Genomic DNA, 20136 nt, shown 5'->3' with positions numbered 1-20136 from the left:
GAGATCGGCGAGCGGCCCTATGTCTCACTCAACACCGTGAAACCCATTAACACGCGTGTACCGCAACCTCGGCGCAGAAAACAGACTAGCGGCGGTCGACCGGGCACGAGAGCTCGGGCTCTTGTAGTAATCCGCGCGTCTGCACGCCTCCGGATGCAAGCTGGTGTCGAATTATCGGGGGTGAAAGCGGTATCGTAAGAATTATCTGGGTGAATATGGATCGCCGGTCGCGGCTGTTCACCCCGGACGGTAAAGCCGTGCAGAAGCGGAACTGCCACCTGGCGGCGGCGTTACACGAAGGGTTGGGGCATGGACGATGCGAATAATTATGCGACGCACCACCGGATTCTCCCGCACATCGGACGGACGCCGTCCGATGCTGCCGTCATGACTTTGATCCGCCCTCGCCCGGGTGATTGATGGTGTGGACTGAGGGTAGCCCGCCTCTACGTGGACTAATTAGGATCGACGCGGCAATGGCCCATTGTTCGCGCCACACAATCAAACGTTCAACCCGCCGCGGTGGTGAATATCCGGGAAAGGGGATCACCGATGGCCGCAGAGTTCGAGGGAAAGAAAGTCGTTGTAGTCGGCGGTAGCGCTGGCATGGGAAGACAGGCCGCCGTCGACGTTGTAAAAAGCGGTGGTAGCGCCGTGATCATCGGACGCTCCAAAGACTGCGTCGATCACACCGTCGCCGAATTGACCAGCGGGCGTGGGGAGGCCTGGGGAATCGCCGCCGAGCTGACCGACCGCGCCGTGGTCAGCGACGTTCGGCAGACATTATCCGATCAGCACGGTGATGCGACCCTGATGGTTAATGCGGCCGGCTTCTTCATCCCCAAGCCGTTTCTCCAGTCGATGCCCAGTTCTATGACTCGTATCTCGATCTGAACTATGCGCTGTTCTTTCTTACCCAGACTGTCGTTGCGGGCATGATCGGAAACGGTGCAGGCGGCTCGATCGTCAACATCGGCAGCATGTGGGCGCATCAGGCGATTGGTCTGACCCCGTCGTCGGGCTACTCGATGCAGAAAGCCGGCCTGCATGCGTTGACCCATAATTTGGCCATCGAGCTGGCCGAGCATCAAATCCGAGTGAACGCCGTCGCACCCGCAGTGGTCAAAACACCCCTCTACGAAGGGTTCATCCCCAAGGACGACATCGATACTACCCTGGCGACGTTCGCACCCTTGCATCCGCTCGGACGGGTCGGCACCCCCAACGATGTGGCCAACGCCATCATCTTCCTGCTTTCTGAACAGGCGAGCTGGATCACTGGCGCGATCCTGAACGTCGACGGCGGCATCATGGCCGGCCGCAACCAACCACACAAAATGCCATCGCGGAGACAAGCCCCACATCCGATAAAGGACCACTCCGATGGACCAATACAACAAGAATCCGGCCGCGGTCAGCGCGCTGAGTCCCGAGCAGTACTACGTGACACAAGAAAACGGCACCGAACGACCCTTCACCGGCGAATACCTTGACGACCATGAGCCCGGCATCTACGTGGACGTGGTTTCGGGTGAGCCGCTGTTCGCCTCGGTCGACAAATTCGACAGCGGTACCGGCTGGCCGAGCTTTACCACACCGATCGACAGCGACAACATCGCCGAGAGGTCCGACCGCAGCCGCGCTGTGGTGCGCACCGAAGTACGCTCGAGGCACGGCGACAGCCATCTCGGGCACGTCTTCAACGACGGTCCCCCTTCCGAAGGCGGACTGCGGTACTGCATCAATTCCGCGGCGTTGCGCTTCATCCACCGTGACGACCTGAGAGCCGAAGGCTACGGCCACTACCTGAGTCTCTTCGAAACCGTGAACGGCTCAGCGCACCCAACAGGGCATACGCGTTCGGAGCCCCAGCGATGACCACCAACACTGCGGTACTGGCGGGCGGATGCTTCTGGGGGTCCAAGACCTCATCCGCGCGCTGCCCGGTGTGGTATCAACCCGAGTCGGCTATACCGGCGGGCACAACGACCACCCCACCTACCGCAATCACCCCGGGCACGCCGAGGCGGTCGAGATTACCTTCGATCCTGCCCGGACTGATTACCGCACCCTGCTGGAATTCTTTTTCCAAATCCATGACCCGACCACAACAGACCGACAGGGCAACGACTTCGGATCAAGCTACCGGTCGGCGATCTTCTATCTCGATGACGATCAGAAGCACATCGCGCTGGACACCATCGCCGATGTCGATGCATCGGGCTTGTGGCCGGGCGCGGTGGTCACCGAAGTCACGCCGGCGACCGGCTTCTGGGAAGCCGAACCAGAACATCAGGACTATCTGCAGCGATACCCCGGCGGCTGCACCTGCCACTTCATTCGGCCGGAATGGAAACTGCCTTCTCGCAGCGGATCTGGTAGTTCGCCACCCACCGCGGTTGATGCGAACCGCCATGAGTGAAAGCCACGCTGCACACCACTACCGCCTGTCGCCGCCCCGTTCGGCAGATGCTGGCCGCCGCCCACAGGCCGATTATCGGGTTAGCCGCCGTGCAGATCACGGCACGTATCCGCCGATGCCGTCAGCGCGTCGGCGCGCGATGACCAAGAAGCCCGCCCTGGCTGCGCTGTCAGCGGCCGGGGTGCTTGTGTGGCCGGACGACCTGTCCCGCGACCGCCTGACTTCCGCCAATTCGGAGCAGATGATCGACACCAGCAACGTCGTCGCCGTCGACACCAACCCCTCGATTTTCCGGTACCCCGCCTATTCCGACACGAGGTACATCATCGAGCTGATCGCACCACACATCGTCAGCACCATCCCGGAAAAAGCACTGGAGGCCCTCGCTGACCACAGCGTCATCGCCGGTGACTTCGTCACGGGCACAGTTTCCGGTGCCCGAACAGCACTCGGGCATGTCACCGCAGTCGGCGTCGACCTGGAGGACGTCTTCAGCGTGCTCGAAAACGATGCCGTCGCCAAGTTCGAAGCGTCCTGGCGGCAACTGCTCGACGCCTATCCCACAGCACCGGCGACCGCCGAAGATGCACACGGCAGAGGGAAAACAGTCCATTGACGAGCCACGCACCCTTGATCGGCGAACTGGAGGCCCGGCGTCCCTTTCCGGCGCGGCGCGGCGCAAAAGGCGCTCTGCTCCACAAGCTGGTAACCACCACCGATCACAAGCTGATCGGGATGATGTATGTCGTCGCGTGCTTCGCTTTCTTTTTCATCGGCGGGCTGATGGCGATGTTCATGCGCGCGGAATTGGCCGCTCCGGGGCTGCAGTTCTTGTCCAATGAGCAATACAACCAGCTGTTCACTATGCACGGCACGGTGATGCTGCTGTTCTACGCCACCCCGATCGTGTTCGGATTCGCCAATCTGATACTGCCGCTGCAGATCGGCGCGCCCGACGTGGCGTTCCCACGGCTGAATGCGTTGTCGTTCTGGCTGTTTCTGTTCGGTGCGCTGATCGCATTGGGCGGCTTTATTTCCCCCGGGGGTCCGGCCGACTTCGGCTGGACGGCCTACACACCGCTCGCGAACGCGATCCACTCGCCGGGCCCAGGCGGGGACCTGTGGATCATGGGGTTGATCGTCGGTGGGCTGGGCACCATCCTGGGCGCGGTCAACATGATCACCACGGTGGTGTGCCTACGCGCTCCCGGAATGACGATGTTTCGGATGCCGCTCTTCACCTGGAACATTCTGGTGACCAGCGTCATGGTGCTCGTCGCGTTCCCCTTGTTGACCTCGGCGCTGTTCGGTCTGGCCGCCGACCGCCACCTCGGGGCGCATATCTTCGATCCGGCCAGCGGCGGGACCTTGTTGTGGGAGCATCTGTTCTGGTTATTCGGCCACCCCGAGGTCTACATCATCGCGTTACCGTTCTTCGGCATCATCAGCGAGATCCTCCCGGTGTTCTCGCGCAAACCACTGTTCGGCTACATCGGAATGATCTATGCGACCGTGTCGATCGCGGCGCTGTCGATAGCGGTGTGGGCGCACCACCTTTACGCGACAGGCGCCGTTCTACTTCCCTTCTTTTCGTTGATGACGTTCATGATCGCGGTGCCCACCGGTATCAAGTTCTTCAACTGGATCGGCACGATGTGGAAGGGCCAGTTGACGTTCGAGACGCCGATGCTGTTTTCGGTGGGCTTCCTAGTAACCTTCCTTCTTGGCGGCCTGTCGGGGGTGCTGCTGGCCAGCCCGCCGCTCGACTTCCATGTCACCGACTCCTATTTCGTGGTAGCGCACTTCCATTACGTGCTGTTCGGCACCATCGTGTTCGCCACCTACGCCGGCGTTTACTTCTGGTTTCCGAAGATGACGGGCAGGCTGCTCGACGAGCGGCTGGGCAAGCTGCACTTCTGGCTGACGTTGATCGGTTTTCACGCGACGTTTTTGGTGCACTACTGGTTGGGCGCGGCTGGCATGCCGCGCCGCTACGCCGACTACCTGCCCACCGACGGGTTCACCACGCTCAACATCGTCTCGACTGTGGGCGCGTTCATCCTCGGTGCCTCGGTGCTGCCGTTCATGTGGAACGCGTCCAAGAGCTGGCGCTACGGCGAGCCGGTCACCGTCGATGACCCGTGGGGCTACGGCAACTCCTTGGAGTGGGCGACGACCTGCCCACCGCCGCGGCACAACTTCACCGAGCTACCCCGAATCCGTTCGGAGCGGCCCGCATTCGAACTGCACTACCCACACATGGTGGACCGAATGCGCACAGAGGCGCACGTCGGACGCGCCCTCGACGACATCACCAGGATCGACGAGGCAGCGGTGCTGAAAAGGGGGCCGCGGGCACACCATCGTCGAGGATGAACGGCCTGCTCACCCCATGTTCGAGACGGTGAACAGTCCGATCATGCCCAACCCGTACACGATCAGCACGGTCAGCGAGTCGACCCCCAGCCGGGCAATGCGGCGGCGGGGCCGAAACAGCAGGCCAGCCGCATAGATGAGAGTCAACACGATCCCTAACGCCGTGAGATAGATGTCGGTGCGTTGGGCCGCCGGCAGGACGGCATGCCCAGACAGCAGCGTCGCCGGCAGGAAGAGAACAGGCAGAAAGGCGTTTCCTCCGAAGATATCCGACACGGCAAGCTGATAGTCGCCATGGCGCACCGACCGCAGGCCCGTTGACAGTTCGGGCAGCGATGTCGCCGCGGCCAACACGGTGGCGCCGAACAGCACTCCGGACAAACCGATGTGATCGGCGATCGCATCGCCGGCGCGTTCGAGCACGACGCCAGCGATCAGTGTGACGGCGGCGGCGACGCCGAAGACCACCGCCGACCTCCTCGTACTGATCCCTTGGGCGGTGGCCCGCTGCTCGGTCATGTCGGTGCAGTGTCCGCGTGGCCGCTCTTGGCCGTCGGGGGGTTGGCCCGACTCGTGCCAGGGCAATGAGCGTTCGGCTCGTTGCAACAGCAGCAGGCCGAGCACCCACACGATCAGGATCAGCACTGGTGCCGGCGTGAGCCGAACCGTGATCAGTGTGCCGGGCATCTGCGTGCCGCCGATGGCGATGGCCAGCACCGCGACCACGAGTGCGGCCTCCAGCACCAGCACCAGCGATGCGGCCCGATACGTCAGCGGTCTGACGCCGCGGACGCCGAAGGCATCCAGGGCCACCAGCACCACCGTTTGGATGGCGATGCCGCCGAGGATGTTGCCCACCGCGACACCGACGTTGCCCGATACGGATGCACTGACCACGATTGCGAGTTCGGGCAAGTTGGTGGCGATCGCGAGCAGGATCAGGCCGCCCAGCGCAGAGCCAAGGCCCAGCCGTATCGTCAGCACGTCCGTTTGATCCGCCAGCTGGATACCCGCAATCCAGATCGCCCCGGCCGCACCTAGGAAGATCACCACCAGCAACCACACCGGTGACGCGCTCAACACCGAGTGTCCCGTCGGCGCTGAAGGCGCCACGGCCAAGGAACGTCCCATCGGGTTCCCAACTCGGGCCGTGAGGTGACGCAGCGGATATCGACCCGCGCTTTGGGCAGCAGGTGCGGCTGGGCCCAGGTCCAGCTCTGTTCGGCGCCGGACTCCGTGCGGATCGTGAATCGCCACTTGTCGAGGTCGATGTGCGAAATCGGTCCTGCCTGCAGCACAGGGAAGCCCGCGGTCGGGTGCTGACCCGGTGGCAGACCGACGCGCGATTCGGTGCGCCGTCCGTGAAAACCTCTGATGATGTCACTCATTCGTGCTCCCGCGTGGTTGTAGTCATCAATCCAGGCAGCCCTGGCTCGTTCGGGGTTCGTAGGTTCACGGGCAAGCGCGGTACCTGGTCGGCCTCACGGACCGTGGCAGCCGGGCGCCGGCGGTGGCACTGCTCCTGTGGCCAAGACAGAGATGACCCTTTGGCTTCGAGGATTGCCAGATGAACATGGTCAGCGTTGGGATGACCGTGCTGGCGGAGCACTACCTCCAAATCACGGGCGGTCAGCCCGCAACGACGGAGGTTGCGTAGGTTCGCTTTTCCGTCGCTGATCAAGACCATCGGTGGCGGATCGATGAACCGACACAAGGCAGGAATTAAGCGCAGTCGCGTCAGGACCGTGTGGGTGGCCAGAAGGCACACCAGTGCGACGGTCGCCGCCAGCCACGAGATGTCGGAGGCGGTGGCCGCACAACCGACAATGGCACCGGCAGCGACGGCGGCGATCCAGTCGAACGGCGCGAATTCGGCGAGGGTGCGTCGTCCGGTAAACCGAAACAGAATCGCCGTCACGAACAATGCCGACGTTTTGATCGCCGCGTCCAGCAGAACCGACAGATCACCGATCAGCACGTGAACTATCCGGTTCACGCGTGTGACCTGGTCAGGAGCGCGGCGAAGGTCGACACGAACGAAATGTACTGCTGCACATCGAATCCGACCGCGGAGGTGACAAGTCGCTGCTGGGTGATGACCATTTCGAAGTAGCGGTCGGGATACTGGTGGGCGAACTCTGCGGTGCCGGTAGAGTCGCTGACGTCCCCGTCCATGGCCACGCGCCGCGGTGAGGGCGCGGTCGATTGCGTCGGGGTTGTGGCCGTCGAGAGTGATAGCTCGGGCACCGAAGACTTCGACGCGTCGCGCGTACCACTGCGACTTCTCCAGGTCCTTTCTGGCGAGCGCGACGCCGATACCGTTGCCGATGCCCTGGCCCAGCGAGCCGGTGGCGACGTGAACCCACGGCACTACCGGTGCCGGATGGGCCTGCGGCCGGGAGCCGAATTGGCGGTTGCCGGATACCAGTTCGGTGTCGGTGATGACGCCGGCGGCCTTGAACGCCGCATACAGGAGCGCAGACGGATGTTCTTTGGACAAGATGAAGTGATCATTGTCCAGGTGGTCCGGCCGGTTCCAGTGGTACTGCGGGTTGCGGGCGAGCAGCACGGCCGTCAGGTCGGCGGCCGTGCTGCTCGAGTTCGGATGCTGCGAGCCGACGGCGGTGCTGCACCGGATCGCGTGGGCTCGCAGCCGCGCAGCGAACTGCTCGATAACCCTCATGTCGATGCCTCGATCGCGGCGAGTTCACTCAACGGAAGGCCTCCTCGGAGTCGATGCGGCCTGGGCATCACGCGGGTTAGTTGCTGGCCGGGCGGATCGCGGTCACTTCAACCTCGACCCGCGTGGTGGGCCATACCGGTACGGCACCGCACCGAGCATGAACGCCAGTTGGTGTGGGTGACACCGACGATCGGACCTTGGCGTACGTGGGAAGGTCGGCGTTGTCGGTCAGCCACTGCCTGGCGCTTACGAACTGGCACTGTGGGGCGAAAGCAAGGTGGCCGACCCCGGCGAGAACAGCGACACGGTTACCCACGAGCGGGTTTCCGCTACGCACTGCCGCGGTGCCGACACCGGGCCATAGCGCTCGCTCTGGTCGCCGGAAAAAGTGATCGGCGCCACCTCGTCGGGCGTGACCACGCCAGCCTGTCGGATTCGCGACCAGTATCGCCGACTGGAGCTGTCGAACGTGCGGCCTGCACCGTGCCGCCGCCCGCGTATACGACCTCAACCGCGGCCTTCAGCCCTATGGCGGCCCCGTCGCCGCCGATAATCTCTTCGGCCTCGAAGTCTGCAAGCATGTCCTGGTTCCCTTCCCGGCTTCCCCGAACGTCGGCGGCCGCCCACTTCCCTTTCATCGGCCGGTCCTCGATCCGGTCGACAAGACGTGCGGCGGACGGGCTACGCTCTGCCGGCCGGGACATGATCCCGCCGACGTCTGTTCTTCCACGAGGCTTCCTCCAGGCGGGGTGAATGTTCATCACCCCCACCACCTATCCACCCGGGTGAACTACGAAGCGTTCTCACGTGCGAACACCATTCACGACCTGTCCGACGGCTGTGGGAGGTCGTGCAGGTGGGTTACAACAGGTCTAGCTCGCGCGCGCGATTAACCGCCGCGCTACGGTCCTGCGCGCCGCAGCTTGCGGTATAGGGCGCGTTGGCGGGTTTTCACAGTGTTGTGTGGGACGTAGAACCGTTTGTGCTGGCGAGGGTCGACTGTTTGCGGGTTACGTCGATCGCGTGCGCTAGCAACCACAGAGTAAAGCCGAGCGTGATGTCGTTCATCAGGAATTCACCGTTTGCTGATCGAACCAGAAGCCCGGCCGGCCAAAACATGAACTGCTGAAAGCCGTCGCGTATATGATACACGCTCCGTACCGATGGACTGCGATCGACGTGATCAACGGTGCGCTTCAGCCGAGCGAATTGGCTGTTGGCCTGTCGTTGCCGCGGGAGGAATAGATTCCACACTGCCGCCTGGCCGACACCCCACCTGACAGCTCGGACCGCGGAACCTCGGACGGGCCGAATTTACTGAAACAGCGGCCGCGCCGGCGAGGGGATCGAGATCGCCTGACAGCCGGGCCGCCGTTGTGTTCGACGCTGCGTGTTGTTGCCCACCTTTCTGTCACTCTTCCGATCCGACCGGCGCCTAAACCGATGTGACCCATGACACAGTCGCGGGCGTATACTCGATGTGGCAGCCCGAGCGGGGTTACGCGTCTCAATCTGACGCGCCGGAGTTATCTGCTCATTGCCGTGGCCGACGATCAATGTGTGGAACCGACATTGTCGGTGGCAACGGGCGACTCCCCACTACATAGCTGCGCCATCCTGGTCGTGAGTAGACATCGCACGCGCGCGGGTCGTCCCAAATTGTGCGATCACATCAGCTGATCGTCGAGACATCCGAGGGGAAGGAGGCTAAAAAATGGTACTAAAAATACCACTCGCCGCACTGACTATTGCGACGATGGTCGCGTGTTCCCATTTCGAGCCAGCGCAACAGAATTCGGGCCAAAACCCGGTTGTCCGCATAGTTTTCAATCAACCTAGCAATATTCCGGGCAAATCAGTTGCAGCAGTGGCCGTCAGCTATCCACCCGGAGCTAAAAGCGCATCTCACCACCACGCGAAATCAGCGTTCATCATGGCCTATGTGATCTCCGGAACGATCCGCAGCCAAGTCGAAGGTGAACCTGCACGCGTCTATCACGCCGGTGAGACATGGAGTGAGGCCCCCGGCGCGCACCACGCGGTCAGTGAAAATGCCAGCACCACCGAACCCGCTGAATTACTCGCAGTCTTCCTGCTCGATACCGGAGACGGCCCGCTCACCACGGACGACACCGCCGAAAAATGAACCGCCGCGTTGACGATGCAAGATGTTCGCACCGTTGGCACCAATAATTTGAAGACATTATCTGTGTCCGCAATACGACACAGCAGGAGGGCCATGCAGACGCCGAGCGCTATCCGGGTTGTCCGGATCGCACTACGCTTGTCGCTCGCGGCGGCCTTTCTGTCCGCTGTTGCCGACCGATTCGGTTGGTCGAGGCCGATCGCGCAGGGTAGCTGGGGAAGCATGGGTGCCTTCGCCGACTATGCCCGCCAGCTTGTTCCGTTTGCTGGATGGTCGTTGACCGCCACTGTGTGGACTGCCACGGCCACCGAAGCGACCCTGGGAGTCTTGCTTCTGACCGGCTGGCGGCCGAAACCCGTTGGCGCGGCGAATTGTTTGATGCTCACCGCTGGCGAACGGCAGCTATTCCACCCCCACGGAGGCCGCCGAACAGGCGGGTGGTTTCTGATGAGACACGGGCCCACGGCGCGATGGGCGTCGTCGGCGATACTGAACTTCGCGAGTCGTGGTTCGCTCGCGCAATCGCGCCCCACAGTCGACCCGTCGATTATCTCCGACAAGGAGATGGCGTGATTACTGATCGATGCTGTGCAGTCGCGTCTGACCGGCTATGAGCGCACGATTGTTTCGTAGAATTGGGCTGTAGGGAAAGCTACCAAACCAAATAGCTGCGCCCAAGCCGGTTTCGTGCACACAGTACTCAATACAGCGGCGGCGCACACCGTTGAGAGATGAACCGACACAGCCGCTCTACTCATCACCACAGGAAGGCGCCGAGCGATGAGCACATCAGTCCCCCGCCAGTATGACCTGGTGATCGTCGGCGCCGGGTCGGGCGGATACGTCGCCGGCATCCGCGCGGCCCAACTCGGCATGACTGTCGCGATCATCGAAGAACGCTACTGGGGCGGGGTCTGCCTCAACACTGGGTGCGTTCCGTCAAAAGCCTTGCTGCGCAATGCCGAGATCGCCTCCATCCTGACTCATCAGGCAGACGAGTTCGGCATCCGTGGTGACATCCACCTCGACTACGCCCGCGCCGTGTCACGCAGCCGCGAAGTCGCCGACGCCCGGGTCCGGGGCGTGCACTTCCTGATGCGAAAAAACAAGATCACCAAAATTGACGGCCGCGGCCACTTCAGCAGTTCCCACACACTCGACGTACAGCTACGCGACGGCGGCACCACCAGCCTCCGCTTCGACAACGCCATCATCGCCACCGGCTCACGGGTGCGGATGCTGCCCGGGGTCACCCTCAGCGACAACATCGTGACCTACGAACAGCAGATCCTCGACGCAACAATACCCCAGTCCATCATCATCATCGGTGCCGGCGGAATCGGAATGGAATTCGCCTACATCCTCAACAGCTACGGCGTCGACGTCCAAATTCTCGAGTACGCCGACCGCGCACTCCCCAACGAAGACGCCGACGTCTCCAAGGAATTGACCCGCCAGTACCGACGCCGCGGCATCCCCATCCAGACCAACACCCGGGTGGACTCGGTGATCGACCACGGCGACCACATCACCGTCACCCACTCCGACCACAACGGCCACACCACCTCGGTCGACGCCGCCCGCGCGTTCATCTGTATCGGATTTTGCCCCAACGTCGAAAACCTCGGCCTCGATCTGCTCGGCGTGCACCTCACAACAGACGGGGCAATCGACATCGACGACTATATGCACACCTCGACTCCCCACATCTTCGCAATCGGCGACGTCACCGCCAAAATGCAACTCGCCCATGTCGCCTCAGCCCAAGGAGTCATCGCCGCCGAAACTATCGCCGGCTCCCCGACCATTCCCTTGGACTATCGCATGATGCCACGCGTGACCTTCTGCCAACCTCGAGTCGCCAGCTTCGGCTACACCGAAAACCAGGCCCGCGCCAGCGGCCGCAATATTCGAGTCGCTACGTTTCCCATGCAGGCCAGCGCCAAAGCGCACGGCCTGGGCGAACGGGCCGGCTTCATCAAACTCATCGCCGACACTGCCCACGGCGAACTGCTCGGAGCTCACCTCGTCGGCGCCGAAGTCAGCGAGCTACTCCCCGAACTGACCGCCGCCCAACTCTGGGATCTGACCGCCACCGAGCTGGCCCGCAACGTGCACACCCACCCCACGCTCGGCGAGGGACTACAGGAATGCTTCCACGCTCTGACCGGCGGCGCCATCAACCTCTGACCACACCGAAGGCGCATCACCACATACGGCTCAGATGAAGAAGTGGGCTTATCACCGAGGCCGCGGCTTTGGTTCGCGTGTCTTGTCAGTGACACCCCGCAGCGGGCCGGATACGCTGGGTCGGCGTCCTGGTCGAAACCATGCTGACAAGCCAGACCGCGAGGCCTGATTGGAAGCTGCTGGCCGCGGGCCAAGCCGCTTGTGATGTCCGTCGGACGTTCCGTCGCCTGAGCAGTCCATTTCGATCCAGATGAGGGAGTCTGGTCGAGCATGTCACCGCGGTCGATTCGCACGCCACGGGCTTCCAGATCGGCTCGACAGTACTGGGATGCAACGCTATTCGGGTGGTTTATCGGGTCGGATGCTCACCGAGTATCCGTATCGTCGCACCCATTTCTCCGAATGAGATGACCTTAGAGCGATAAACCGGACCGCACTTGTTGCCGCGGCAAAGGATGGGAAATCGCCGCGTCTGAGAAGGCCCTTCGATGACCTGGATCGCGACGGGTAGCTCGCGATCCAGGTCGGTCTCGGAGTACCGAGACTCTGCCCCATCGACGGAGTGCGGGTGGCCTGTCGAAGGGACCGGGCCGAGCGGTGCCGACCCCTGTCCAATACTTGGATGTAGGCGTCGCAAAAACATGCAGACGCGGGAGTTCCGATGAGCTCGATCGCTGCAACGGTGCTGATGCGAGCATCAGGCCAGCCATACGGGTGGCGAGCTCGCATCGCTTGTACGCTATGGGCGTTTCCCCCATTATGGGGGTGCTACGGATGTCGAGACAATTATTTCCGCCCGCGCTGCCACTGCGCCGGAGGTTGCTGGTCAGCAATATCTTTCGACCAGCACGCCACGCGAAGTGGCACGGCGGGGCGGCATCCGCATCCGCCGCCCGGCAACCGATCGCCTGTCCAGGCCCGCGCACGAAGCAACCCGACCATGTGACCGAACTGCATTCCACACAGAGGACCTACCTAGAAAGCCGATTATGACTATCAACGCAGTAGTGATGCCAGGACCAGATATGCCTTTGGAGGTGCGGAAATTCGCGGAGCCGGTTCTCGAACCCGGTGCCGTATTGCTGAGAACGCTCGGCAGTGAGGTGTGCGGCACCGACGTGCACCTGTCGAAGGGGCAGCTTGCCGGCGTGCCCTACCCGATCATTCCCGGGCATGTGAGTGTTGGAAAGATCGCCGCTCTCGGGCCTGCGGCCACGGACGCCGACGTGCCGAAGGATGTGGACGGATCGCCGCTGGAACTAGACCAGGTGGTGACCTTCCTCGATGTCCACGGAAACTGCGGACGGTGCTGGTACTGCACCGTCGGCCATGCGACCACCCGATGCCCGTCCCGCAAGGTCTATGGGGTCACCTTCTCAGCGGAGGAAGGTCTGCTCGGCGGCTGGTCCCAGTACATCTACCTCAAGCCGGGAGTCCATGTCGTTCCGCTCCCGCCAGACCTGGATTGGCGGGCCTTCCTGGCAGGTGGTTGCGGTATGCCGACGGCGCTGCACGCAGTGAGCCTGGGGGAGGTCGCCTTCGGGGATACGGTCGTCGTGCAGGGCTCCGGGCCGGTCGGATTATGCGCTGCCGTGCTCGCCCAGTTGCGCGGTGCGGGTCAGGTGATCGTCGTCGGGGGGCCGGAGGTGAGATTGCGCGCGGCCACCCGGTTCGGCGCCGACGCGGTCATCGACATTGCGGAAACGACTCCCAGGGAACGTCTCGAAGCGATACGGGATATGACCAGAGGCCGCGGGGCGGATGTCACGATCGAGGCCACCGGAGTAGCATCCGCCGTCGCAGAGGGGATGCGGATTACCCGCGATGCCGGCCGCTACGTGGTGGTCGGCCAGTACACCAATGTCGGTGACACCGCCTTCAATCCGCACCTCGACCTCAACCAGAAGCACCTCGACATCCGCGGCTGCTGGGGTAGCGATGTCGGGCATATGTACCGAGCGGTGCGGGTCATGGCCCGCTACGCCAACCAGTTCCCGTGGACGGAACTCATCAGCGGCCAATATGGCCTCGACGAGGCACAGATAGCTATCGACGACGTCACCGCGCAACGGGTGGTCAAGGCACTCATCGTCCCCTGAAGTCCGATGGACCCGGTCCTCTTGTGTCCTTGTCGAGTACAGCGCCATTTTGTCCGACTCGACAGATCCGCTGGCACGCAACCGGTCGTTGTTCGTCTCGCAACCGGATACGAGACGGGGAACGGTTACGTCGGCGTCGACGACGAGCTGGTGGACCCGCGAAGACGAACTCGCCGCCATGCCATGGTGGGCGACCGATCGTGCCCAAAGGCTGGTGAGGTGTGGCGCGGCGCAGCACCTGGTCCGACTGCATCCGTCCCAGCACCGCGGCGGGCAGGTCTGCCAGCAGGAACACCAACCGGGGCGCGCCGTAGCCGGCGTCGGTCACGATCCAGACGTCGGGGTCGCCGGGCTGCTGGTGCCCGGCGTCGATCTGGTTGCCGATAACGGTGCGCACCTGGCCGGCGGTGGCGGTGGCGTCACCGGGTGCCCATCGCACCGCATCCAGCGGCGCGGTCGAGGAACTGCGGCCGGGTCTCCAGGGCGCAGACCACTGATACGGCCATCCCGGGATCATCAGGTGGGAGTTCTCAGCGCGGCCGTAGGTGTGACACAGCATCCGCTGCGGGCAGGTATGTGCTTCGGGTCGGAGCCAACTGGTGATATTCGGCGGCCCGCGGCAAGGGGACCGCGACCCGCCCGCCGCAGTCGAGCAACCTCGATGCGGCCCCGATCCAACGCTCGATACACGCTGCCGTGGCCCCTGCGATGTTCGCCGATTAGCGACAACTCCGGCAGAGACCCTACCGGCCCGTACGCACACCACACCGCATCGGCCAACTCGAACACCGCATCAGCCCGAGCGGTCAGGCATCGATAGAACTCCTGCCGGACCAGCGGCGGCTGTCCGATACCTCCATCACCGGCCGCGAAGTCGTGATCAGGTTGCAGGTCCGCAGACTTTTCCGCGTCAACTCCGAGTGTGGTGAAACAACTTTCACCGAACAGGTGTTGCAACTCGCGGCCCGGTACGCCCGCCGAACGCTGATCCTGCAGCAATGCGACCCAGCTGCTCGACGAGATCAAGACTCGCGGCTATCAGGGCAGCGAGCAGTATTGATCGCAGCGCGTGCGACCAACGCGATCCAGCCCACTGGCAGCAGGATTGGCTGAACCATCGGTCTCGTGAAGGTTCTGTGGTGCCCGCCTCGTGCCGGTAACTCGAGAGCAGCTGATTGAGGGACATATCGTAGGGCGGTATCACGGGGGTTCGTGAGATGGTTCGGGTATGAGCCGGACCAGTTTTGTGGAAATCGACGGCAGAGGTTTCTGGTCGTTGGATGACGCGCTCGGGGTGTGGCTGGCCTATCTGGTCGAACAGGCCGACAGACATGACCGGATTGAGGATGGATTGCTGAGCGAGCAGGTCGAATGCTGGCGTGTCGCTGCTGCTATCACCGACTGCGGCTGCTCGGTCTCGATCGAGACCGAGCAGCAGCGCGAGTGGATCGGCGAGTTCGCCGACGCAGCCCGTCGTGCCGCTGTGGCGGCAGGCGACATCACCGAGGATCGGCTGCGAGAGTGGATGATCGTGCCTGATATGGCAGTATCGGACGGATTTTCGCGAACGCGAGGTGGGATCGGTGTCGATCGTGTCCTGGAAGTCGCCGACGGCTTCATCGCGTTGGTGAACGGTCGCTTCCCTGCCGATCCGCCGTCGGGCTGGTGGTTCCTCGGAACCGGTGCCGGAATGCAGGTCATCAAGCGCCGTAGCGATCCCGCCGAGACGTAGCGTGCCTTCACAGTGTCGGGTGGTCACGCCGCGCCAAATCCTGGCCGGCCTGGCTCCTACGCGACATTCATGGCGACTCACCGAGGAGTGCCGTCGGTCATGGCAACCTCGGGATGGATTGGGTTTGAAGTCGTGACGAAGTGCGCTGACCACCTTTTTCCCATTGGTTCGGCGCTTTCGGAGTCGCGTTTGGAGTGCTCGGATGATGGCGGCTCGGTGTCCGTCGTGGGTGAAGCGGTAGTAGTTTGTGGTTGCCTGATCTGGCGGGTGTTCGCCGGGGATCGAGCTGCCGGATCGGTGGGTTATCGGGGCGATCCGACGTAGGCGAGGTGGCCGGCCGTGGCGAATGCCGTGGCGTCGCCGACTTCGAGAAGTATGCGGGCTCCGGTCCTGACTCCGACGCCGGGCATCGAAGTCACGACCTTGGCAAGAGGTTGGTCGTCGAACATCCTCTCGATGTCCTCGGCGATCTGTTTGCGTTGCAGCAGGATCGCTTTCAGTGAGGCGGCGAGTTCGGCAACACGGTTTCGGCGACTTGGTCCCGGGAACGATGACTGTTTGCGTGGGCAACGCGGCCAGATGCAGTGCCCGCTCGCCGCCATTTGCACGGCCTGTCACCACCGTTGTGCGGGCCGCGTCGTCACCTGTGGTCGCGGTGCCGCTCGGCGAGTGACTTCAGGTTGAGCAACTGCCGTCGAGCCATGATCAGGTCGCCGACGGACAACCCGAGCGCCACCCAGCGGTTGGTTTGCATGACCAGTTTGAGCAGTAGGCGTGTCGTGTCATGACCCTCGGATACGAGGACGTAGGACATGACGCCGCCCAGGATGGTGCCGGTCAGCTCTTTCCCCGGTTCGACCGAAACGATCCGGCCCAGCCTGCGTCCGCAGGCGGTCGTGAACCTTTCACCGACGTGCGGCTCAGGAAGATCTAACAGCTCGCGAGGTGAACGGCGACCCAGGTTGTCGATCCAGTCGTACGAGTAAGGCGCGAGCCTCACTTGTGTGACCCATGGCCATACCGCTCTGGAAGGTGCCTGGACACTCACACCCCGCCACGCCTCCAGCGCGGGTGAGGTGACGAAGTCGTCGCAGGGGTAGCAGCGCATGATCTCGCTGTCGCTTACACCCCACCTGTCACCGAGCATGCATCGATCTTCACTCCCCGCCGGCCAGCGTTCAAGCTTTGCTTGCCCACGGAGCCTCCGTAGAGACCAGTGAACCACGCCATTTTTCATCACCATCATGACATGACGTATCCATACAATGGCCAGATAACTGCCCCAACTGGCCGCCAGCGGGGAGCTGAAACCAGCCACTGACACGTTGTCTACCAACAACATCCAGACACCGCTTCGTAAACTATCCTGCTGGAATCAACCCTGTCGCTCTACACTTGGCCGAGGGTATGGCCTGCCCCCAGCACATGCCGCTTCTCTTCCGAATCGGCAAATGTCGGTATACGACACGAACACGCTCCAGCAAGGATTCGACATGACGACAACAATTAGCACTGCGAAAATTGCCCGCACGCCAGAAGCAGCTGCCACGGCGCTCGACGCCACTGCCGAGGAGATCGACCGCATGTCGATGTCCGAGCGGATCGATTTTCTTCGCGCTCTGCGCGCGGGTCCAGCCGCCACGCTGGGTGCGGGCGACAAATGGCTCAATTTGGAAGGAGTCATCGCCTTCTTCCAGGACCAAAGCCTCGGGGCGCCAGGAACTTGGGTCTCCCATGTCAACGCCGGCGTTCTCGAGGGCGTCGAGCGGGGAATCGCGTTGGCTGTCGATCCGGACGGCAGCGACTTCGACAATCCTGGAGCCCGGGAGTGGGCTCGCTACCTCGAACTGCTTCGAACAGGCGAACTCGACATCCCCACGGCGCATGCCAGCGCATGGAGCCGAGCGAAGAAAGTGGGAACTGACTACGGCGTCGCGCTCGCGGTCCGGCACGGTCTGGCCCCCACTGCTGTCGAAGAGCGATTCCTCCGGATCGCCGAAGGTTACAACTGGGCCATGAGCAACCGTGCGCCAGTCGACTTCCTGGTGGCCTTCGCCGGCTATTTCGACGCAAGTCTGGCAGGCATCGACCCCGCAGCCGTGGACCGACTCTTCGCGGTCGGTAGTGCCGACGCAGCACGCCGTGGCTGCCAAATCGCCTACGCAGCCGCACTGATCGAACCCACGCCGGAATCCCTCACCCACTTCCGGCCACTGCTCGCGATGCTCCCGTCAATGTTCAACACATTGGCGCAAGAGGACTCCCGGTAGCGACGGCACGCCTCGGCAGCGCTCAGCGCCTCCATCGGACGCGCCCCATGCAAAGACGGTGACCGCGGCATCGGTGAGGTTGTCGGCAACCTCACCGATGCCCCGCGTCCCTTGCGGCTTATGTTTCATCCGCGATGAGGTCAGCGACTTGGTGGCGATAATCCACCGCCATTGTGGCTATGTCCCGGCCGGTGCCACGACATGCGCGCTCGCCGAATCCGGCCTGCTCGACACCCCTGACCCCTCGAAATGGCTGGGCGACGGGGAATATCACGGATCGCACATGACCAACCCGGTCAAGAAGCCACCGGCAGTGAACTACACGAGACCGACAAGGCTTGCAACGCCGGGTGGGGTCGAGGGTGCGGAGAGTGACCAGAGACCGTGGAATTCGGCGGTTCTTGTCGGTGGTGACGACTCGATCGGGTTCGACTGCCCCGACGTCGACTGCGAATGCCGCTCTGATGCTGCGTCGGTCGGCCAGTACGAAAGGTCGCCGAGAATTATGTCAGCTTCGAAGTCGGGAAATCCGCCAGACAGGCTTCCTGTTGTAGCCTCGTCGACAGGGCGGTGGGACCGCGCCGGCCGATGAACGTGCGGTGTTCGCGGCCGTGGTGTTCGTGCTGACCAGCGGTTGCGCGGATCGCGCACCGATCGTCGCGCGTGAGGACGACACCGTCGCCTGTCCCACGACGACAGCCCCGGCGGCGCCTATCCGCCAGAGTTGTCGTCTTTCCGGGAAGCCACCGGCTACCGTGGAGATATTCGGTAGCTACGCCGAGCTTGGCTCTCGCCCTGCGGCTGGCTCGACCCATGGTCCAAGTCGCCGCACCCAGAAACACCCGCGTGGTGCGGTCCCGATCTGGAAGGCACCCTGCCGATCTCGGTCTCGCTATTCCGGACAGGATTGATCGGAGCTACTTGAAAGACCCGCACCGTACGGCAGCGGTACAGTTCACTGGGCCCGGCCGGCGAAGTCCAGTAGATGCTCGGTCAAACTGTCCGGGGCGTTCAGGAACGGTGAATGGGCGGTCGGCATGGTCACTGTCTCAGTGATCCCGTCCTGCTCGTACAAGTCCCCTTGCAAGCGGGATGGCAATATCACGTCGTCCTGGGTGATGATCCCGAACCTCCGCACCGTGCCGTACCGATCAGGCGTGACGTCTATCGTCGTCCCGAGTGTCGCCGTCGGCTCGGGCGTCAATAGCCGCAGTGCCAGCGCGATATCGTCGGCGTCGCAATCGCTGTAGAACAGTTTGGTCGCGACATCCGAAGGGAAGGCGTAGGACTCGGTTTCAACATCCATGGCAAGCGAGGCCGATATCTCGCCGAAAAGCTGGCTCATGACCGGGCTGGTCCCTATTGCGTGTCCCGCGCTCAGCACTATAGCGGCCAGATAAACGATCGAGCGGATCTTCTCTGGGCGCCGTTCGGCTACGATTTGGGCCGTCAATCCGCCCAGCGAGTGCGCGACCAGGATCGCGGGTTCGTCGAGCGTGTTCAGAATTGATTCCACCGCGATGGCGTAGTCGTTGATCGACAGCCCTTGCATCGGTGTGCGGTCGATGCCGTGACCTGGGAGGTCTGGCGTGATCACACGATGTCCGGCCGCCTCGAGTCGAGCGGCAACTTTGTACCAACACCATGCCCCGTGGGCGGCCCCGTGAACCAGAACGAATGTGCTCATCAAATCCTCGATCTCGAATGTGCTGGCCCATCCGGGCGCGCCGACCACCATGCGGATTCCGCGTCGAGGTGTCCAGAAGCTTGTTCCCATCCATGACCAACACGACAGTCGTATATCGTTGTCCGGCGACCATATTAATTCAGTCGTTGCTCTTCGTCGTGCTGAATAATGATGCAGCTGAATATTTTTCGCCTTGGACTGTGGGCTTCGATGACGCGATCGGTCGAGTAGCGGGATGTTCGAGAGGGTGGAGTCGCGGGCGCGCGCGCTCGAGAGCCAGTCGCACGACCTACTCGCGACCCCGAGCGGGTATCGCTTCGACTGATGGTGACCATCTACTCGACGAAGGAAGGCAGACCCCTACCCGTGCGGGTTTCAACGCCACTCCGCCAGCGTCACAACATATTTCAACTCTAATCTGATGGATGTGAAAACGGTTGCGGGAGTGACGCTTCGGAGGGATGAGATCCCCCGGTGCGAGGTGGTTCAAGGCTATCCATCTCGTTCGACTCGATCTGACTACCGACGCCG

14 protein-coding genes and 7 pseudogenes are annotated in these 20136 nt (G+C 62.8%); 12 read left to right on the top strand and 9 right to left on the bottom strand.

Translation table 11 applies throughout. From position 1 onward, the window contains the following. Positions 1-552: 552 nt before the first annotated feature. The 5 genes and pseudogenes from AB0C34_RS23590 to ctaD all read left to right on the top strand — a co-directional run. Positions 553-1325: pseudogene (locus AB0C34_RS23590) on the top strand (SDR family oxidoreductase); the annotation flags it as partial. A gap of 58 nt (positions 1326-1383) precedes the next feature. Then, positions 1384-1878: a peptide-methionine (R)-S-oxide reductase MsrB gene (gene msrB / locus AB0C34_RS23585; protein ID WP_357076784.1), complete on the top strand. Its 495-nt coding sequence runs from the start codon at positions 1384-1386 to the stop codon at positions 1876-1878. Next, positions 1875-2422 (top strand): annotated as a pseudogene (gene msrA, locus AB0C34_RS23580) (peptide-methionine (S)-S-oxide reductase MsrA). The gene msrB and the pseudogene msrA overlap by 4 nt, the downstream one beginning before the upstream one ends. A gap of 139 nt (positions 2423-2561) precedes the next feature. Further along, positions 2562-3038 carry a transaldolase family protein gene (locus AB0C34_RS23575; protein ID WP_357076783.1) on the top strand — a complete coding sequence of 159 codons (477 nt, stop codon included), beginning with the start codon at positions 2562-2564 and terminating at the stop codon, positions 3036-3038. Then, positions 3035-4798, top strand: coding sequence for a cytochrome c oxidase subunit I (gene ctaD / locus AB0C34_RS23570; protein ID WP_357076780.1), 1764 nt, complete (start codon positions 3035-3037; stop codon positions 4796-4798). The genes AB0C34_RS23575 and ctaD overlap by 4 nt, the downstream gene beginning before the upstream one ends. Positions 4799-4807: 9 nt before the next feature. On the opposite strand, the gene AB0C34_RS23565 is transcribed toward ctaD, so the two are convergent. The 5 genes and pseudogenes from AB0C34_RS23565 to AB0C34_RS23545 form a co-directional block, all read right to left on the bottom strand. Beyond that, positions 4808-5881: a sodium:calcium antiporter gene (locus AB0C34_RS23565; RefSeq protein WP_357076777.1), complete on the bottom strand. Its 1074-nt coding sequence runs from the start codon at positions 5879-5881 to the stop codon at positions 4808-4810. Beyond that, entirely contained in the window at positions 5875-6186 is a 312-nt protein-coding gene (locus tag AB0C34_RS23560) for a hypothetical protein (RefSeq protein WP_357076774.1), read from the bottom strand. The genes AB0C34_RS23565 and AB0C34_RS23560 overlap by 7 nt, the downstream gene beginning before the upstream one ends. 152 nt (positions 6187-6338) lie before the next feature. Continuing rightward, positions 6339-6794, bottom strand: a pseudogene (locus AB0C34_RS23555) (YetF domain-containing protein); the annotation flags it as partial. After that, on the bottom strand, positions 6791-6973 hold the full coding sequence (locus AB0C34_RS23550; protein WP_357076863.1) for a hypothetical protein: 183 nt from the start codon (positions 6971-6973) through the stop codon (positions 6791-6793). The pseudogene AB0C34_RS23555 and the gene AB0C34_RS23550, both read right to left, overlap by 4 nt. A 166-nt stretch (positions 6974-7139) precedes the next feature. Further along, a pseudogene (locus tag AB0C34_RS23545) lies at positions 7140-7481 on the bottom strand (transketolase); the annotation flags it as partial. Positions 7482-9195: 1714 nt separating this feature from the next. Between AB0C34_RS23545 and AB0C34_RS23540 the strand changes: the two are divergent. From AB0C34_RS23540 to AB0C34_RS23525, 4 genes and pseudogenes are all read left to right on the top strand, one after another. Further along, positions 9196-9627 (top strand): cupin domain-containing protein, encoded by a 432-nt coding sequence (locus tag AB0C34_RS23540; RefSeq protein WP_357076771.1) that lies wholly within the window; start codon positions 9196-9198, stop codon positions 9625-9627. Positions 9628-9720: 93 nt separating this feature from the next. Beyond that, positions 9721-10011: pseudogene (locus tag AB0C34_RS23535) on the top strand (hypothetical protein); the annotation flags it as partial. A gap of 396 nt (positions 10012-10407) precedes the next feature. Beyond that, on the top strand, positions 10408-11817 hold the full coding sequence (gene lpdA, locus AB0C34_RS23530) for a dihydrolipoyl dehydrogenase (RefSeq protein WP_357076768.1): 1410 nt from the start codon (positions 10408-10410) through the stop codon (positions 11815-11817). Between the two features lie 989 nt (positions 11818-12806). Further along, positions 12807-13916 carry a zinc-binding dehydrogenase gene (locus AB0C34_RS23525; protein WP_357076765.1) on the top strand — a complete coding sequence of 370 codons (1110 nt, stop codon included), beginning with the start codon at positions 12807-12809 and terminating at the stop codon, positions 13914-13916. On the opposite strand, the gene AB0C34_RS23520 is transcribed toward AB0C34_RS23525, so the two are convergent. Then, positions 13903-14679, bottom strand: a complete 777-nt coding sequence (locus AB0C34_RS23520) for a transposase (protein WP_357076763.1) — start codon at positions 14677-14679, stop codon at positions 13903-13905. The genes AB0C34_RS23525 and AB0C34_RS23520 overlap by 14 nt on opposite strands. Before the next feature lie 465 nt (positions 14680-15144). Here AB0C34_RS23520 and AB0C34_RS23515 point away from each other — a divergent pair, with 465 nt between their 5' ends. Further along, positions 15145-15648: a hypothetical protein gene (locus AB0C34_RS23515; protein ID WP_357076873.1), complete on the top strand. Its 504-nt coding sequence runs from the start codon at positions 15145-15147 to the stop codon at positions 15646-15648. Positions 15649-15912: 264 nt separating this feature from the next. Here AB0C34_RS23515 and AB0C34_RS23510 read toward each other — a convergent pair. Together AB0C34_RS23510 and AB0C34_RS23505 are read right to left on the bottom strand one after the other, a co-directional pair. Next, positions 15913-16227: pseudogene (locus AB0C34_RS23510) on the bottom strand (transposase); the annotation flags it as partial. A gap of 61 nt (positions 16228-16288) precedes the next feature. Further along, positions 16289-16990 carry a hypothetical protein gene (locus AB0C34_RS23505; protein WP_357076760.1) on the bottom strand — a complete coding sequence of 234 codons (702 nt, stop codon included), beginning with the start codon at positions 16988-16990 and terminating at the stop codon, positions 16289-16291. A 151-nt stretch (positions 16991-17141) separates the two neighbouring features. On the opposite strand from AB0C34_RS23505, the gene AB0C34_RS23500 reads away from it, so the two are divergent. Both AB0C34_RS23500 and AB0C34_RS23495 read left to right on the top strand, forming a co-directional pair. After that, on the top strand, positions 17142-17918 hold the full coding sequence (locus AB0C34_RS23500; protein WP_357076757.1) for a hypothetical protein: 777 nt from the start codon (positions 17142-17144) through the stop codon (positions 17916-17918). A gap of 557 nt (positions 17919-18475) precedes the next feature. Next, a pseudogene (locus AB0C34_RS23495) lies at positions 18476-18565 on the top strand (IS5/IS1182 family transposase); the annotation flags it as partial. Between the two features lie 308 nt (positions 18566-18873). On the opposite strand, the gene AB0C34_RS23490 reads toward AB0C34_RS23495, so the two are convergent. Then, the gene (locus AB0C34_RS23490) at positions 18874-19605 is read right to left on the bottom strand and encodes an alpha/beta fold hydrolase (protein WP_357076754.1); all 732 of its coding nucleotides are present in this window, start codon (positions 19603-19605) and stop codon (positions 18874-18876) included. Between the last annotated feature and the right edge of the window lie 531 nt (positions 19606-20136).

It is taken from the genome of Nocardia sp. NPDC049220 (genome assembly GCF_040647855.1).
In the GTDB taxonomy this organism is placed as follows: domain Bacteria; phylum Actinomycetota; class Actinomycetes; order Mycobacteriales; family Mycobacteriaceae; genus Nocardia.
Note: the sequence above shows the minus strand (reverse complement) of the source record. Positions and strands in the feature narration are given on the sequence as shown.

Excerpts from the sequence above, each read along its gene's own strand:
- msrB (WP_357076784.1), top strand. The coding sequence starts at position 1,384 with ATGGACCAATACAACAAGAATCCGGCCGCGGTCAGCGCGCTGAGTCCC.
- AB0C34_RS23560 (WP_357076774.1), bottom strand. The coding sequence starts at position 6,186 with ATGAGTGACATCATCAGAGGTTTTCACGGACGGCGCACCGAATCGCGC.
- AB0C34_RS23525 (WP_357076765.1), top strand. The coding sequence starts at position 12,807 with ATGACTATCAACGCAGTAGTGATGCCAGGACCAGATATGCCTTTGGAG.
- AB0C34_RS23490 (WP_357076754.1), bottom strand. The coding sequence starts at position 19,605 with ATGAGCACATTCGTTCTGGTTCACGGGGCCGCCCACGGGGCATGGTGT.
- AB0C34_RS23515 (WP_357076873.1), top strand. The coding sequence starts at position 15,145 with ATGAGCCGGACCAGTTTTGTGGAAATCGACGGCAGAGGTTTCTGGTCG.
- AB0C34_RS23500 (WP_357076757.1), top strand. The coding sequence starts at position 17,142 with ATGACGACAACAATTAGCACTGCGAAAATTGCCCGCACGCCAGAAGCA.
- lpdA (WP_357076768.1), top strand. The coding sequence starts at position 10,408 with ATGAGCACATCAGTCCCCCGCCAGTATGACCTGGTGATCGTCGGCGCC.
- AB0C34_RS23550 (WP_357076863.1), bottom strand. The coding sequence starts at position 6,973 with ATGGACGGGGACGTCAGCGACTCTACCGGCACCGCAGAGTTCGCCCAC.
- AB0C34_RS23540 (WP_357076771.1), top strand. The coding sequence starts at position 9,196 with ATGGTACTAAAAATACCACTCGCCGCACTGACTATTGCGACGATGGTC.
- AB0C34_RS23505 (WP_357076760.1), bottom strand. The coding sequence starts at position 16,990 with ATGTTGTTGGTAGACAACGTGTCAGTGGCTGGTTTCAGCTCCCCGCTG.
- AB0C34_RS23575 (WP_357076783.1), top strand. The coding sequence starts at position 2,562 with ATGACCAAGAAGCCCGCCCTGGCTGCGCTGTCAGCGGCCGGGGTGCTT.